This is a genomic window from Rahnella perminowiae, assembly GCF_019049695.1.
In the GTDB taxonomy this organism is placed as follows: domain Bacteria; phylum Pseudomonadota; class Gammaproteobacteria; order Enterobacterales; family Enterobacteriaceae; genus Rahnella; species Rahnella perminowiae.
This window is the reverse complement of the sequence record NZ_JAFMOT010000188.1, coordinates 464563-480390: the sequence shown is the minus strand read 5'-3', so window position 1 is coordinate 480390 and position 15828 is coordinate 464563. Positions and strand designations below refer to the sequence as shown.

The window sequence follows — 15828 nt, the reverse complement described above, 5'->3', positions numbered from 1 at the left end:
AAAATCAGTGGCGCGAACCGTGCCGGATATTTAGAATCGCGAGCCATGAAAACTGAGAATCCAACTGTACAATTAATCCCCATTTCTGACGACGAAGCCGGTCAGCGTATCGATAACTTCTTACTTAAAATCCTTAAGGGTGTGCCGAAGAGCATGATCTATCGCATAGTGCGTAAGGGTGAAGTGCGGGTCAATAAGAAAAGAATTAAGCCGGAATATAAATTAATTGCCGGTGATGAAGTGCGTGTCCCCCCCGTTCGTGTTGCTGAACGTGATGAGGCGCCTGTTTCCGCAAAACTGGATAAAGTCGCCGCGCTGGCGGATTGCATTTTATATGAAGACGAGCATTTGCTGATCCTCAATAAACCCTCCGGCACGGCCGTACACGGTGGCAGTGGCTTGAGTTTTGGCGTGATTGAAGGTTTGCGCGCGCTCCGCCCTGAGGCCCGTTTTTTGGAGCTGGTACATCGTCTCGATCGTGATACTTCCGGTGTTCTGCTGGTTGCTAAGAAACGCTCTGCGCTGCGTGCCTTACATGAACAATTACGTGTAAAAAGCATGCAAAAGGATTATCTGGCGCTGGTCCGGGGGGAATGGCCCTCACACTGCAAAGTCGTACAAGCACCTTTACTGAAAAATATTCTGCAAAGCGGTGAACGTGTTGTCCGGGTGAATGCCGAAGGCAAACCTTCAGAAACACGCTTTAAAATTGAAGAGCGTTATGAGTTTGCCACGTTGGTGAAAGCCAGCCCGGTGACCGGCCGAACCCATCAGATCCGCGTACACGCATTGCATGCCGGCCATCCGATTGCTTTTGATGACCGTTATGGCGAGCGTGATTTCGATGCCAGGCTGTCCGGAACCGGCCTTAATCGTTTATTCCTGCACGCAGCGGCGCTGCGGTTTGAACATCCGAATACCGGCGAGACGATGCGCATTGAAGCACCGATGGATGCCAAACTGCGTCACTGCCTGAAAGTCCTACGGGCTAAAACAACGGCACGTTAAGTTGTGAACAGTAAACAAAGGCGCACGGGGTGCGCCTTTTTGATTGATTTAGAGCAACGGGTTGATACCTTCCCGCCGCAACAAAGCAAGCAGCGCAATAAGGGGCAATCCAACCAGTGTGTTCGGATCGCGTCCTGTCAGACGGTCGAAAAGCGTAATTCCCAGACCTTCACATTTAAAACTTCCGGCACAGTCATAAGGTTGTTCACGATGTAAATAACCGGCAATTTCTTCATCAGTTAATGACCGGAAGGTTACGTCAAATGTTTCACATAAAGTTTGTGCTGTTTGTGTTTTGCCGTCATACAGGCTCAGGCCGGTATAAAACGTCACCGTCTTCCCGCCGGCAGCGCGCAGCTGCTGGAATGCGTTATCAAACGTATGCGGCTTGCCGGTTATTTTTCCGTCAATCACGCAAACCTGATCAGAACCAATAATCAGGTGTTCAGGATACACTGCCGCAAGCACGCTGGCTTTGCTGTAAGCCAGACGCTGCACCAGTTCTGCCGGTTCTTCGTCGCGACCCGGTGTCTCATCAATATCCGGAGCAGCGCAGGAAAATACCAGGCCGGTTTTATCGAGAAGGGCCTTGCGGTATACCGATGTTGAAGCCAGAAGTAATTTTTTGGGATGTGCTGACATAATTTTTTTTCACAAAGCGTAGCGTTATTGAATCGCACATTTTAAACTGTTGGCCGCTGTGGAAGCGAATATTGGTGAAAGGTGCGGTTTTAAGGCCTTTTTCTTTGACTCTCTGTCGTTACAAAGTTAATATGCGCGCCCTATGCAAAAAGTAAAATTACCCCTGACCCTTGATGCGGTTCGCACAGCCCAGAAGCGTTTAGACTATACAGGTGTCTATACCGCTGATCAGGTTACGCGTGTTGCCCAATCAGTGGTCAGTGTGGATTCTGATATACAAACCTCTTTGTCGTTCAATATCGACAATCAGCGCCTGGCTGTGATTACCGGCCACTCCGATGTTGCTGTGACTCTGGAATGCCAGAGATGCGGTAAGACGTTTGAACATCAGGTTCACACAACATATTGTTTTAGTCCTGTCCAAAATGATGAACAGGCTGAGGCATTACCGGAAGCGTACGAGCCGATCGAAGTCGATGATTTTGGCGAAGTTGATCTGCTGGCAATGATTGAAGACGAAATTATTCTTTCACTGCCTGTCGTTCCGGTACATGAATCTGAACACTGTGAAGTGTCCGAAGCGGACATGGTATTCGGTAAACTGCCTGAAGAGGCGGAGAAACCCAATCCATTTGCCGTATTAGCGAGTTTAAAGAAAAGTACTTAAGGAGTAAGGTCCATGGCCGTACAACAGAATAAACCAACCCGTTCTAAACGTGGCATGCGTCGTTCACATGATGCTCTGACCACTTCCACTCTGTCTGTGGACAAGACTTCTGGTGAAACTCACCTGCGTCACCACATCACTGCCGACGGTTTCTACCGCGGTCGCAAGGTAATCGGCTGATATTTGCCTGCAACTTATTCACGTGATAAGTGCTGGCAAGGCGATACCTTGACTCGTCTAACCATCGCGTTAGATGTAATGGGCGGAGATTTTGGTCCTTCCGTCACAGTGCCTGCTTCATTGCAGGCACTGATCTCTAATTCTCAATTAGACCTCCTTCTGGTCGGCGATCCCGACGCAATCACACCTTTCTTAGCCAAAGCCGATCCTTCTTTAACAGAACGAATTCGGATAATTCCTGCTGAATCAGTGATAGCCAACGATTTACGTGCGTCGCAAGCTATACGGGCCAGCAAAGGAAGCTCAATGCGTGTGGCGCTGGAACTGATCAAAAGTGGTGACGCACAGGCGTGTGTCAGTGCCGGGAATACCGGTGCACTGATGGGATTAGCCAAGCTGGTTGTCAAACCGCTGGATGGTATCGAGCGACCCGCTTTGATGAGCGTGTTACCTAACCAGCAACGCAGTAAAACCGTGGTGCTGGACCTGGGCGCCAACGTTGAGTGTGACAGCACGATGCTGGTCCAGTTTGCCGTGATGGGAGCTGTCATGGCCGAGCAGGTTGTGGGGATCACAAATCCTCGTGTTGCCTTGCTCAATATTGGCGAAGAGGAAAGCAAAGGGCTGGATAATATCCGCGAAGCCGCCGCGATTTTAAAAAATACCGCATTAATCAACTATATCGGCTATCTTGAAGGCAACGACCTTCTGACCGGTAAAACGGATGTGATGGTGTGTGACGGCTTTGTAGGTAACGTTACGCTCAAGACCATGGAAGGCGTAATAAGGATGTTTTTGTCACTGTTAAAATCCTCGGGAGAGGGTGGCAAGAAGGCCTGGTGGCTGAAATGGTTAGGTCGGATCCTGCAGAAAAAATTGCTAAAGCGTTTTAGCCATCTCAACCCCGACCAGTATAATGGCGCATGTTTGTTAGGATTACGGGGCATCGTTATTAAAAGCCACGGTGGAGCAAACCAGCGTGCGTTTGCTGTTGCTATCGAACAGGCTGTGCAGGCGGTGCAGCGGCAAGTCCCTCAGCGGATTGCCGCGCGCCTTGAAGCTGTATTACCCAAGAGTGACTGATCGTACATGTATACAAAGATTCTCGGTACGGGGAGCTATTTGCCCGTGCAAGTTCGGACTAATGCCGACTTAGAAAAAATGGTGGATACCTCCGATGAGTGGATTGTCACGCGTACGGGTATTCGTGAACGTCGTATCGCTGCACCGGATGAGACTGTGGCCACAATGGGCCTGCACGCTGCTGAAAAAGCACTTGAAATGGCCGGCGTCAGCACAAGTGACGTAGGTTTGATCATTGTTGCAACAACCTCATCTTCACATGCATTCCCAAGTTCAGCCTGCCAGGTGCAGAATATGCTGGGCATCAAAGATTGCGCAGCGTTTGATCTGGCTGCCGCATGCGCAGGTTTTACCTATGCACTGAGCGTGGCCGATCAATACATTAAAAACGGTGCCGTGAAATACGCACTGGTAATCGGTTCTGATGTGTTATCCCGTAAACTCGATCCGGAAGATCGCGGTACGGTGATCCTCTTTGGGGATGGCGCTGGCGCAGTATTGCTGGGTGCGTCCGAAGAGCAGGGCATTATTTCCACTCACATGCATGCAGATGGCCATTACGGCAATTTACTGACATTGGCTTACCCTAGCCAGTCAGAGCCGGAAAAACCGGCTTATGTCACCATGGCGGGTAATGAAGTCTTCAAAGTCGCAGTGACTGAACTGGCGCACATTGTCGATGAAACCCTGACGGCCAATAATCTTGACCGTTCCGAACTTGACTGGCTGGTGCCGCATCAGGCGAACCTGCGCATCATCAGTGCAACAGCGAAAAAGCTGGGCATGGAGATGGATAAAGTCGTTGTCACGCTCGATCGCCATGGGAACACGTCTGCGGCTTCTGTGCCTGCAGCATTTGACGAAGCGGTTCGTGACGGCAGAATTCAGCGGGGGCAATTAGTGTTGCTCGAAGCATTTGGCGGTGGCTTTACCTGGGGCTCGGCGCTGGTACGTTTTTGATTTAACAGGATGATAAAAATGACAAAAATAGCAATAGTTTTCCCTGGTCAGGGTTCTCAGACACTCGGTATGCTGGCTGATTTAGCCGCTGCGCATCCGGTTGTTGAGGAGACATTTGCCGAGGCTTCTTCGGCGCTGGGGTACGATTTATGGCAGTTGGTGCAGCAGGGGCCAGCTGAAGAACTCAATAAAACCTGGCAGACGCAACCGGCATTATTGGCGGCCTCCGTCGCTATCTGGCGCGTATGGCAACAACAGAACGGCACTCAGCCTGTTCTGATGGCAGGCCACAGCCTGGGCGAGTATTCCGCTTTGGTTTGTGCCGGCGTGCTGGATTTTAAACAGGCGATTTCCCTGGTTGAACTGCGCGGTAAGCTGATGCAGGAAGCCGTCCCTGCGGGGACAGGCGCGATGTATGCGATCATCGGTCTGGATAATGATGCCATTGCCAAAGCTTGTGAAGAATCGGCACAAGGTCAGGTTGTTTCTCCGGTGAACTTTAACTCGCCTGGTCAGGTGGTGATTGCGGGTAACAAAGAAGCTGTAGAACGCGCCGGCGCGGCATGTAAAGAAGCGGGCGCAAAACGTGCTCTGCCTCTGCCTGTCAGTGTGCCTTCACACTGTGCGCTGATGAAGCCAGCCGCTGAAAAACTGGCGGTTGCACTCGAAAATGTGACTTTCAGCGCACCACAGTATTCTGTCGTGAATAATGTAGATGTGAAAATCGAAACCTCTCCTGAAGCCATCCGCAGTGCGCTGGTCCGTCAGTTATACAGCCCGGTTCGCTGGACTGAGTCTGTCGAATTCATGGCAGCACAAGGCGCAGAAAAACTATTAGAAGTGGGGCCGGGTAAAGTACTGACCGGGCTGACCAAACGTATTGTTGACACCCTGACGGCTGCCGCTGTGAATGACATGGCAAGTCTGGCAGCGGCGCTTGAGCAGTAATAAGAGGATGAATATGAGCTTCGAAGGCAAAATTGCACTGGTGACCGGTGCGAGCCGTGGTATTGGCCGCGCAATCGCAGAAAAGCTGGTTGCTGGTGGCGCAAAAGTGATCGGTACTGCGACCAGCGAGAAAGGTGCGGAAGCGATTGGTGAATATTTAGGCGAAAATGGCAAGGGTATTATGCTCAATGTGGTTGATTCTGCATCTATTGAGCAAGTATTGGCGACGATTCGAGCTGAATTTGGCGAAATTGATATTTTAGTTAATAATGCCGGCATCACCCGTGATAACCTTCTCATGCGTATGAAGGATGATGAGTGGCAGGATATCCTGGATACGAACCTGACTTCAGTGTTTCGGCTGTCAAAAGCTGTCATGCGAGCTATGATGAAGAAACGGTGTGGACGGATTATTACAATTGGTTCCGTTGTTGGCACCATGGGTAACGCAGGGCAGGCGAACTACGCGGCGGCTAAAGCTGGCTTGATTGGTTTTAGTAAGTCTTTGGCACGTGAGGTCGCTTCACGTGGCATTACTGTCAACGTCGTCGCTCCCGGCTTTATTGAGACGGATATGACAAGGGCGTTGACAGATGATCAACGCGCAGGCATTTTGTCATCAGTTCCAGCCAACCGGTTGGGCGATGCCAAAGAAATTGCCAGCGCCGTTGCTTTTTTAGCCTCTGACGAGGCCAGCTACATCACGGGTGAAACATTACATGTCAATGGCGGCATGTATATGATTTAAAAATTACGAAATTATTTGCGTTTTTTGCGGTAAAAACCGCAAAATAGAGCAAATTCGTGGTTTGACCAGCCTGGATTTAGTTGCATCTTTTTCAACATTTTATACACTACGAAAACCATCGCGAAAGCGAGTTTTGATAGGAAATTTAAGAGTATGAGCACTATCGAAGAACGCGTTAAGAAAATCATCGTTGAACAGCTGGGTGTTAAACAGGAAGAAGTAGTGAATGCTGCATCTTTCGTAGACGACCTTGGCGCTGATTCTCTCGACACCGTTGAGCTGGTTATGGCTCTGGAAGAAGAGTTTGATACCGAGATCCCTGACGAAGAAGCTGAAAAAATCACTACTGTTCAGGCAGCAATTGATTTTATCAACGCTAGCCAACAGTAAGCGTACATGCTTTAAGTTTAGATAGTTAGGCGGTCATTTGACCGCCTAAGTTTTTTATATCCCACGGTATTACTACTTTTTTCCCTCCCTGGAGGACACACGTGTCTAAGCGTCGAGTTGTAGTGACTGGACTGGGCATGCTGTCTCCTGTCGGCAATACTGTAGAGTCCACTTGGAACGCTCTCCTTGCCGGTCAGAGTGGCATCAGCCTGATCGACCATTTTGATACTAGTGCCTACGCAACGCGTTTTGCTGGCTTAGTAAAAGATTTTAACTGTGAAGACTTCATCCCGCGAAAAGATGCCCGCAAGATGGATGCCTTTATTCAGTATGGTATTACTGCCGGTATTCAGGCGATGCAAGACTCCGGGCTTGAAGTGACTGCTGAGAACGCGACACGCATTGGTGCGGCGATCGGTTCCGGTATCGGCGGACTTGGTCTGATTGAAGAAAACCATTCCTCATTGGTTAACGGCGGACCGCGCAAAATTAGTCCTTTCTTCGTGCCATCAACTATCGTCAACATGATTGCAGGTCATTTGAGTATCATGTTCGGGTTGCGTGGACCGAGTATTTCTATCGCAACAGCCTGTACTTCTGGTGTGCATAATATTGGTCATGCAGCACGTATCATCGCCTATAACGATGCCGACGTGATGCTGGCAGGCGGTGCGGAAAAAGCCAGTACACCGTTAGGTGTTGGGGGATTCGGTGCAGCACGTGCGCTTTCTACGCGCAATGACAACCCCCAGGCGGCAAGCCGTCCGTGGGATAAAGATCGTGATGGTTTCGTACTGGGTGACGGCGCAGGTATTATGGTGCTGGAAGAGTACGAGCATGCCCGCAAACGCGGCGCAAAAATGTATGCGGAAATTGTCGGTTTTGGCATGAGCAGTGATGCTTATCATATGACATCACCGCCTGAAGATGGCGCGGGTGCGGCACTGGCGATGGAAAACGCACTGCGTGATGCGGGTGTTTCTGCAGCGCAGATTGGTTATATCAATGCGCATGGTACGTCGACGGCGGCGGGTGATAAAGCTGAAGCACAGGCAGTTAAAGCCGTCTTTGGCGCCGATGCGCAAAAAGTTATGGTCAGCTCCACCAAGTCGATGACTGGTCATCTGTTAGGTGCGGCCGGTGCAGTGGAGTCCATTTTCACTTTACTGGCATTACGCGACCAGATGGTTCCACCGACCATCAATCTGGATAATCCGGATGACGGTTGTGATCTGGATTTTGTTCCTCACGAAGCGCGCCAGGTGAAAGATATGCAGTATTCGCTGTGTAACTCATTTGGTTTCGGCGGTACCAATGGTTCGCTGGTGTTCCGTAAGATCTGAACCGGCACACGCTGTGTTTGTGAAGGCCCGTTAATCGGGCCTTTTTGCTGTCTGAATAAAAGCGACGCCTGAATACAACAATGTGTAAACGGGATGCCTGTTCCTGCTGGCAGCGTGTTTCAATACGATAAAGTAAGAATGCTCTCCTTGATGCGACAGACCGGCTCACGCAGGCTCTGCAGTCAAGCATGACCATGAGATCCGGAGGAAGTAATCATGTGGATTAACGGTGTGGCGGCCGCGACGTTGCCGGCCAGTGACCGTTCAGTGCAGTTTGGTGATGGTTGCTTTACCACAGCCCGGGTGTCAGACGGTGTAATTGAATTTCTGTCCAGGCACATTGACCGTCTGCAGCGTGCAGCGTCAGTACTGCGTATCGAAGGTGTGGACTGGGCGGCGCTGGAACAGGAAATGGTTCTGGCTGCCGGACAGCAGCAAGAGGCAGTGGTTAAAGCCGTTGTGACGCGCGGGCAGGGCGGCCGTGGTTACAGCGTCGCCGGTTGTTCTGCGCCGACGCGCATTGTCTCTGTTTCTGCTTACCCGGTGCATTATCACGCATGGCGGAAACAGGGCGTGAAACTGGCCCTAAGCCCGGTAACACTGAGCAAGGCTCCCTTGCTGGCCGGCATAAAACATCTTAACCGGCTGGAACAGGTGATGATCCGCATGCATCTTGACCAGACAGAGGCTAATGAAGCGCTGGTGGTTGACACTTCGGGCTGCCTGGTGGAATGCTGTGCCGCTAATTTATTCTGGCGTAAGGGAAATCAGGTTTTTACACCGGATTTATCGCAGTCAGGCGTTGACGGTATTATGCGTCAGCATCTCATCCGCGTACTTGAAGCGACATCCCCCCGGGGGGTGCACATAGTCAGTGAGCCGCCGGGCACGCTATCAGATGCCGATGAGATCCTGATTTGTAACGCCCTGATGCCGGTACTGCCGGTGAATCAGATCGATAATCAATATTACGCTTCACGGCGTTTGTACGATTTCCTGCTCCAGAACTGTTAAAAAAGTGATTAAACAATGACAAACAAAAAGACCAAAATCTTCGCCCTGATTGTCCTGATTCTGTTAGGGCTGGCGACGTTTGCCTATCAGAAAGTAAAACAGTTTGCGGATCGCCCGATCAATGTCAGCAGTGAAATGATCTTTACCCTGCCAGCGGGTACGGGCCGCGTGGTGCTGGAAACACTGCTGATCGATAAAAAACTGATGAAACCCAATCCGTGGTTTCCGTGGTTATTGCGTTTAGAGCCGGCGCTGAGTGAGTTTAAAGCCGGTACCTACCGTTTTGAAAAAGGCATGACAGTGCGTCAGATGCTTGAATTGCTGAAAAGCGGTAAAGAGGCACAATTCAGCGTGCGTTTTGTCGAGGGTTTTAAGCTCAGCGACTGGATGAAGGTTCTGGATAAATCAGAGTATCTGAAACATGAACTCAGCGGTAAAAGTGGCGAAGACATTGCCGCCGCGCTGGGCGAAACGGAGACTAAAAACGTTGAAGGCTGGCTGTATCCCGATACCTACCATTACACGGCGGGTATGACAGATTTATCGTTACTCAAACGTGCGCATGTACGGATGGAAAAAACGGTGGCGGATATTTGGAAAGGTCGCATGGATTCTCTGCCGTATAAAACGCCTGCTGATATGGTTACCATGGCGTCGATTATCGAAAAAGAAACCGCAGTGAAAGATGAACGCCCTGAGGTCGCGTCAGTATTTATCAACCGTTTACGTATAGGGATGCGACTGCAAACCGATCCGACGGTGATTTACGGAATGGGTGATAAATACACCGGCAACATTACGAAGAAAGATCTGGAAACGCCGACCCCGTACAATACCTATGTGATCACTGGCCTGCCGCCGTCGCCCATTGCGATGCCGAGCGAAGCCTCACTGCAGGCGGCCGCGCATCCGGCCAAAACACCGTATCTTTATTTTGTCGCTGACGGCAAAGGCGGGCATACTTTTAGCACGAATCTTGAGAACCATAACAAGGCGGTTCGTGTGTACATAGAGGCGCTTAAGAATAAGAATGAAAAGTAACTTCATCGTGATTGAAGGCCTTGAAGGGGCAGGGAAAACGACGGCTCACGATGTGGTCGTCGATGCTCTGCGTCAGCACGGCGTGGAGGAAATCGTGTTCACCCGTGAACCGGGGGGAACGCCGCTTGCTGAAAAATTACGCGATTTATTCAAACGTGGCGTTGATGGCGAAAAACCTACCGTGAAAGCAGAAGTACTGATGCTTTATGCGGCCCGTGTTCAGCTGGTTGAAACGGTTATTTTACCTGCCCTGGCACGTGGGGCCTGGGTTGTCGGTGACCGTCATGATCTCTCTTCACAGGCTTATCAGGGGGGCGGTCGTGGGATTGACGCTAATCTGATGAGTTCGTTGCGCGATACTGTCCTGGGCGATTTCCGACCTGATCTGACGCTGTATCTTGATCTGCCTCCTGCTGTCGGCCTGCAACGCGCCCGTGCCCGGGGAGAACTGGATCGCATTGAGCAGGAAGCTTTGCCTTTCTTTGAGCGTACACGCAGGCGTTATCTCGAACTGGCCGCTGAAGACAATCGCATCAAAACTATTGATGCCTCACAATCCATTGAACAGGTCACTGCCGCTATCAGGCTGACGTTGAAAAATTGGTTCGATGAGCAGGCTTTACAAGGCAACGCCTCATGAACTGGTATCCGTGGCTCAGTGACCCGTACAGAAAACTGGTTGCACAATACCAGACGGGGCGGGGGCATCACGCTTTGCTGATGCACGTGGCTACGGGGTTAGGCGATGAGGCGCTGGTGTATGGCCTGAGTCGCTGGCTGCTTTGCCAGCATAAAGACGGCGAAAAAAGCTGCGGGACCTGCCATAGCTGCCAGCTGATGATTGCCGGAAACCATCCTGACTGGCATATTCTTCAGCCTGAAAAGGGCAAAAGCTCACTGGGCATCGACCCTGTGCGTCAGCTTATTGAAACGTTGTACAACTATTCACAGCAGGGCGGTGCAAAAGTTGTGTGGATCCCGCAGACGGAAATGCTGACTGAAGCGGCGGCCAATGCCTTGTTGAAAACGCTCGAAGAGCCGCCGGCAGGTACCTATTTCCTGCTTGGTTGCCGTGAGCCTTCGGCCTTACTGGCGACGATCCGCAGTCGTTGCTTCTACTGGCATCTGCCGGTGCCCGAAGAAACACTGGCGGTGCGTTGGATCAATCGCCAGCTCAGTGCAGATCCGGTCGCGATTAAAACTGCTTTGCGTCTGACCAACGGCGGACCATTATCGGCGATTCAGTTGTTGCAGCCGGAGCGCTGGAAACAACGCGTAGCGCTTTGTCAGCAGCTTTATGTGCAGTGCCAGCAGCAGGATATGCTTTCTCTGTTGCCCCAGCTTAATCATGACGATGCCGCCGAACGCCTGTATTGGTTGGCGACGTTATTGCTCGATGCTATCAAATGGCAGCAACATGCCGGGCAGTACATCATCAATCATGATCAACAACCGCTGATTACCTTGCTGGCGGATGCACAGACTAACGCCTCTCTGCAACAGTCGGTTACAGCATGGATGCACTGCCGTCAGCAATTACTTTCCATCGTGGGGATAAACCGCGAACTGTTGCTGACAGAACAATTGCTGGAATGGGAACAAATGCTTCAGGGGACAGTTTCCCCGTCTATTTTCAGTTCCGCACTATCACGCTGATATTTTTTTATCTTTAACAGACCGACGAGTTAATAATTATGTTTTTAGTCGATTCCCACTGTCATCTCGACAGCCTGGATTACAACGAATTGCATTCCGGCGTGGACAGCGTGCTGGAAAAAGCCCGCGAACGTGATGTGAAGTTTATGCTGGCTGTCGCAACAACATTGCCAGGCTATCAGTCGATGACGCAGCTGATTGGTGATCGCCCGGAGGTGGCATTTTCCTGCGGTGTTCACCCGTTAAATATTGATGATGGTTATGATTTCAATACATTGCGTGAGCTGGCGGCCAGTCCAAAAGTGGTGGCGATGGGTGAAACCGGTCTGGATTATTTTTATCAGAAAGAGGCTCTTCAGCTGAAGTTACAGCAGGACTCTTTCCGGGAGCATATCCGCATTGGCTGTGAACTGAACAAGCCGGTGATTGTGCATACACGCGATGCCCGACAGGATACGCTGGATATTCTAAAAGAAGAGAAAGCCGGGGAATGTGGTGGCGTGCTGCACTGTTTCACCGAAGATTTACCGACCGCTGAGTTTCTGCTGGATCTGGGTTTTTATATCTCTTTCTCCGGCATTGTGACTTTCCGTAATGCAGAAGCGTTACGGGAGGTGGCACGCTATGTCCCGCTGGATCGTTTGCTGGTGGAAACCGATTCGCCGTATCTGGCACCGGTGCCGCATCGCGGAAAGGAAAACCAGCCAGCTTATGTGCGTGACGTTGCCGAATATATGGCCGTCCTCAAGGGCGTCAGCGTGGAACGGCTTGCCGAAGCGACTACAGCAAACTTTTCACACTTATTTCACATCGACTCCTCCACTTTGATCTCGCGTTAGGCCAGGTCATATTCCCTGTATTTATTTTTCACCTCGTAATTAATCCTGTTAATGAGGTATCTTGGCACCGTTTTTGGCGGTGCCGCAGGCTTTTATTCAGATTTTATGTTGTTAAATGATGGCTTTTAAGACGCTCTTAATGCATTTTTCAGAAAAACGTGACTGCCATCAAACATTAACAAAGGGAATTATTTTACCCTGCGTAAAAATTAAAAGGGGTGCTCAGACACCCGGCAGCAAAAGGTTCACAACACTTTTGCAAAGCGGTGAGTTATCAGGCTAAACCGCAAGAAGTATCAAAAAGCATCATTACTCAGGAGCACAATCAATTATGTTTAAGAATGCGTTTGCAAACCTTCAAAAGGTCGGTAAATCGCTAATGCTGCCAGTATCCGTACTGCCAATCGCAGGTATCCTGCTTGGTGTCGGTTCTGCAAACTTTAGCTGGCTTCCAATGATCGTTTCTCATGTTATGGCCGAAGCCGGTGGTTCAGTCTTCGCTAACATGCCTCTGATCTTTGCTATTGGTGTTGCCTTAGGCTTCACTAACAATGACGGTGTTTCTGCACTGGCATCCGTTGTGGCATACGGCATCATGGTGAAAACCATGGCGGTTGTTGCACCACTGGTTCTGCATCTGCCCGCTGAAGAAATTGCGGCCAAGCATCTGGCTGATACCGGTGTACTGGGCGGTATCATCTCGGGTGCGATTGCGGCATACATGTTCAATCGTTTCTACCGTATCAAATTGCCGGAATACCTGGGCTTCTTTGCCGGTAAACGTTTTGTTCCGATCATCTCTGGTCTGGCTGCAATTATCCTGGGTGTGGTGCTGTCCTTTATCTGGCCGCCAATCGGTACAGGTATCCAGACCTTCTCACAATGGGCTGCTTACCAGAACCCGGTGGTGGCATTCGGTATCTACGGCGTTGTTGAACGTGCGCTGGTACCGTTTGGTCTGCACCATATCTGGAACGTTCCATTCCAGATGCAAATCGGTGAGTACGTGAACTCTGCAGGTCAGGTGTTCCACGGCGATATCCCACGTTACATGGCGGGTGACCCGACTGCGGGTAAACTGTCCGGTGGCTTCCTGTTCAAAATGTACGGTCTGCCTGCTGCTGCGGTAGCAATCTGGCATTCAGCGAAACCTGAAAACCGTGCAAAAGTCGGCGGCATTATGATTTCCGCTGCCCTGACTGCGTTCCTGACCGGTATCACCGAGCCAATCGAATTCTCCTTTATGTTCGTTGCGCCGATCCTGTACGTGATCCACGCGATTCTGGCCGGTCTGGCATTCCCAATCTGTATTCTGTTGGGCATGCGTGACGGTACCAGCTTCTCGCACGGTCTGATCGACTTTATCGTTCTGAGCGGTAACAGCAGCAAAATCTGGCTGTTCCCAATCGTTGGTGCAGTCTATGCGGTGGTTTACTACAGCATCTTCCGTTTCCTGATTGCGAAACTGGATCTGAAAACACCTGGCCGCGAAGATACCACCAGCGAAACCACAGCGCAGGGCGGTTCTGAAATGTCTGCGTCTCTGGTTCAGGCTTTCGGCGGCAAAGAAAACATCACAAACCTTGATGCCTGTATCACCCGTCTGCGTGTCAGTGTCGCGGATGTCTCCAAAGTGGATCAGGCTGGCCTGAAAAAACTGGGTGCGGCAGGTGTGGTCGTTGCAGGTTCTGGTGTTCAGGCGATTTTCGGTACCAAGTCTGACAACCTGAAAACCGACATGGACGAGTACATGCGTAGCCATTAATGGTGAGCAATGACTGGTTCTGAGAAGGGAGGCTGCGGCCTCCTTTTTTTATGTCTGCGATTCAGCGGAGCGCTGGCTGACGCTTTCTGCGTCAATTAAGCATCAAAACGCGTAATCAGGTTGAAAGGAATGGAAATTCTAACCCATACTGCGTACAACGCTTTTTACTTTGTTAAGGACAGTTAAGATGGCCGAAGAGACAATTTTTAGCAAAATCATTCGCCGTGAAATCCCTGCTGATGTGGTTTATCAGGATGAACTTGTCACTGCGTTTCGCGACATTTCTCCTCAGGCACCTAGCCACATTCTGATTATCCCGAATATTCTGATCCCGACAATGAATGACGTTGATGAAACGCATGAAGCGGCACTGGGCAGAATGATGACGGTGGCGGCAAAAATTGCTGAACAGGAAGGTATCGCCGAAAGCGGTTATCGCCTGATCGTCAACTGCAACCGTGACGGCGGTCAGGAGGTTTATCATATCCATATGCATCTGGTCGGTGGCCGTGCACTGGGTCCATTGCTGTCGCGTCAGTAAGGGTAAACATGCGTTTTCTGATGGCGTTATTGCCGGTAATTTTATTGATTGGCTGTAGCAGCACGCCCACTATTGCGCTGAATAATCAGCAAAGAGTGGTCATGGAGTCCCCCGTTCTGACGGCGGGCATCATCCCAAGTTCGCCATCCGTGTCTGATTCCGGCGGGCAGAAAAAAGCCACCACCACGTTGAATAACAACCAGCCACACTCTGTCACCCTGCATTACCGTTTCTATTGGTATGATAAACAGGGGCTGGATTTATTCCCGGTCGCCGAGGCCAGAACCATTACTGTTCCTGCGAACAGCAGCGTGGACGTCAGTTCCCTGAACGGTAATCTTGATGCGTACAGTGTGCGTATTTACCTTTATCTTTAATTTTCTGTACGGAGAAGGTTGATGAAAAAGTATTTCCTCATTGTGGCAATGGCCGCATTGATCCTTGGCGGTTGTACGTTGCCAAACCAGCAACAAACCCAGCCACAGCAGCCTGAACAACCGCAACAGCCTCAGCAACCGTTGCCACCGGTGAACCCGCCTGTTCCTGAACAACCACAGATCCAGCCGGTCCCGCAGCCGCCTAAATTTGCCAATATCGACTGGACCGCAACCGTCGAGCCAATGCTCGCGAAGATGCTGAAATCCGGTGGTGTGCAGCCGGGCAGCGTGCTGCTGGTGGACGGGGTGAAAAACAGCACCAACGGTTCCCTGCAAATGGCAAAAGCTACCGATGCATTGCGTAATGCACTGGCCAACAACACCACCTTCCAGGTAGTGCCTGCCGGGCAACTGGCTTCGGCCAAACAGTCACTGGGATTATCGCCGGACGACAGCCTGGCTTCTGTCAGCAAGGCCATCGGCCTGGCAAACATCGTGAAAGCGCAATATGTCCTTTACAGCACGGTGAGCGGCGATGTCAAAGCGCCAACCATGTCGATGCGTCTGCTTACCGCACCGAGCGGTGAAATCGTCTGGTCAGGCCGCGGTGCCGTTCATAATTAACG

General features: G+C 50.9%; 19 protein-coding genes. 18 read left to right on the top strand and 1 reads right to left on the bottom strand.

Features of this window, described 5'->3' with window-relative positions:
- The first annotated feature begins 45 nt into the window (after positions 1-45).
- The gene (rluC, locus tag J1781_RS25955; RefSeq protein WP_129951837.1) at positions 46-1008 is read left to right on the top strand and encodes a 23S rRNA pseudouridine(955/2504/2580) synthase RluC; all 963 of its coding nucleotides are present in this window, start codon (positions 46-48) and stop codon (positions 1006-1008) included.
- Between the two features lie 48 nt (positions 1009-1056).
- Here rluC and J1781_RS25950 read toward each other — a convergent pair whose 3' ends face one another.
- The gene (locus J1781_RS25950; RefSeq protein WP_129990515.1) at positions 1057-1650 is read right to left on the bottom strand and encodes a Maf family protein; all 594 of its coding nucleotides are present in this window, start codon (positions 1648-1650) and stop codon (positions 1057-1059) included.
- A 142-nt stretch (positions 1651-1792) separates the two neighbouring features.
- On the opposite strand from J1781_RS25950, the gene yceD reads away from it, so the two are divergent.
- The 17 genes from yceD (at position 1793) to lpoB (ending at position 15826) form a co-directional block, all read left to right on the top strand.
- A complete protein-coding gene (gene yceD, locus J1781_RS25945) occupies positions 1793-2317 on the top strand; it encodes a 23S rRNA accumulation protein YceD (protein WP_013576250.1) in 525 nt (174 codons plus the stop codon).
- A gap of 12 nt (positions 2318-2329) precedes the next feature.
- On the top strand, positions 2330-2497 hold the full coding sequence (gene rpmF / locus J1781_RS25940; RefSeq protein ID WP_013576249.1) for a 50S ribosomal protein L32: 168 nt from the start codon (positions 2330-2332) through the stop codon (positions 2495-2497).
- A gap of 48 nt (positions 2498-2545) precedes the next feature.
- On the top strand, positions 2546-3580 hold the full coding sequence (gene plsX / locus J1781_RS25935) for a phosphate acyltransferase PlsX (RefSeq protein WP_129951835.1): 1035 nt from the start codon (positions 2546-2548) through the stop codon (positions 3578-3580).
- Between the two features lie 6 nt (positions 3581-3586).
- Entirely contained in the window at positions 3587-4540 is a 954-nt protein-coding gene (locus J1781_RS25930) for a beta-ketoacyl-ACP synthase III (protein WP_129951834.1), read from the top strand.
- 18 nt (positions 4541-4558) lie between these two features.
- Complete coding sequence (gene fabD / locus J1781_RS25925) at positions 4559-5488, top strand: ACP S-malonyltransferase (RefSeq protein ID WP_217139239.1); 930 nt, start codon at positions 4559-4561, stop codon at positions 5486-5488.
- A 13-nt stretch (positions 5489-5501) separates the two neighbouring features.
- Positions 5502-6236 (top strand): 3-oxoacyl-ACP reductase FabG, encoded by a 735-nt coding sequence (gene fabG, locus J1781_RS25920; RefSeq protein ID WP_013576245.1) that lies wholly within the window; start codon positions 5502-5504, stop codon positions 6234-6236.
- Positions 6237-6389: 153 nt separating this feature from the next.
- Entirely contained in the window at positions 6390-6626 is a 237-nt protein-coding gene (gene acpP, locus J1781_RS25915; RefSeq protein ID WP_015690190.1) for an acyl carrier protein, read from the top strand.
- 101 nt (positions 6627-6727) lie between these two features.
- Positions 6728-7969 (top strand): beta-ketoacyl-ACP synthase II, encoded by a 1242-nt coding sequence (gene fabF / locus J1781_RS25910; RefSeq protein ID WP_129951832.1) that lies wholly within the window; start codon positions 6728-6730, stop codon positions 7967-7969.
- A 213-nt stretch (positions 7970-8182) separates the two neighbouring features.
- Positions 8183-8983: an aminodeoxychorismate lyase gene (gene pabC / locus J1781_RS25905; RefSeq protein ID WP_370278307.1), complete on the top strand. Its 801-nt coding sequence runs from the start codon at positions 8183-8185 to the stop codon at positions 8981-8983.
- Between the two features lie 15 nt (positions 8984-8998).
- Positions 8999-10024, top strand: coding sequence for an endolytic transglycosylase MltG (gene mltG / locus J1781_RS25900; protein WP_217139237.1), 1026 nt, complete (start codon positions 8999-9001; stop codon positions 10022-10024).
- Positions 10014-10664: a dTMP kinase gene (gene tmk, locus J1781_RS25895; RefSeq protein WP_129951829.1), complete on the top strand. Its 651-nt coding sequence runs from the start codon at positions 10014-10016 to the stop codon at positions 10662-10664. Before mltG ends, tmk begins: the two co-directional genes overlap by 11 nt.
- Positions 10661-11680, top strand: coding sequence for a DNA polymerase III subunit delta' (holB, locus tag J1781_RS25890; protein ID WP_129951828.1), 1020 nt, complete (start codon positions 10661-10663; stop codon positions 11678-11680). Before tmk ends, holB begins: the two co-directional genes overlap by 4 nt.
- 38 nt (positions 11681-11718) lie before the next feature.
- Positions 11719-12519: a metal-dependent hydrolase gene (locus J1781_RS25885; RefSeq protein ID WP_217234412.1), complete on the top strand. Its 801-nt coding sequence runs from the start codon at positions 11719-11721 to the stop codon at positions 12517-12519.
- A 331-nt stretch (positions 12520-12850) separates the two neighbouring features.
- Positions 12851-14284, top strand: a complete 1434-nt coding sequence (ptsG, locus tag J1781_RS25880; RefSeq protein ID WP_129951826.1) for a PTS glucose transporter subunit IIBC — start codon at positions 12851-12853, stop codon at positions 14282-14284.
- A 187-nt stretch (positions 14285-14471) separates the two neighbouring features.
- Positions 14472-14825, top strand: coding sequence for a purine nucleoside phosphoramidase (hinT, locus tag J1781_RS25875; protein WP_129951825.1), 354 nt, complete (start codon positions 14472-14474; stop codon positions 14823-14825).
- A gap of 8 nt (positions 14826-14833) precedes the next feature.
- Positions 14834-15202 carry a YcfL family putative periplasmic lipoprotein gene (locus tag J1781_RS25870; RefSeq protein WP_129951824.1) on the top strand — a complete coding sequence of 123 codons (369 nt, stop codon included), beginning with the start codon at positions 14834-14836 and terminating at the stop codon, positions 15200-15202.
- Between the two features lie 21 nt (positions 15203-15223).
- Complete coding sequence (gene lpoB / locus J1781_RS25865) at positions 15224-15826, top strand: penicillin-binding protein activator LpoB (RefSeq protein WP_217219844.1); 603 nt, start codon at positions 15224-15226, stop codon at positions 15824-15826.
- Positions 15827-15828 lie beyond the last annotated feature (2 nt).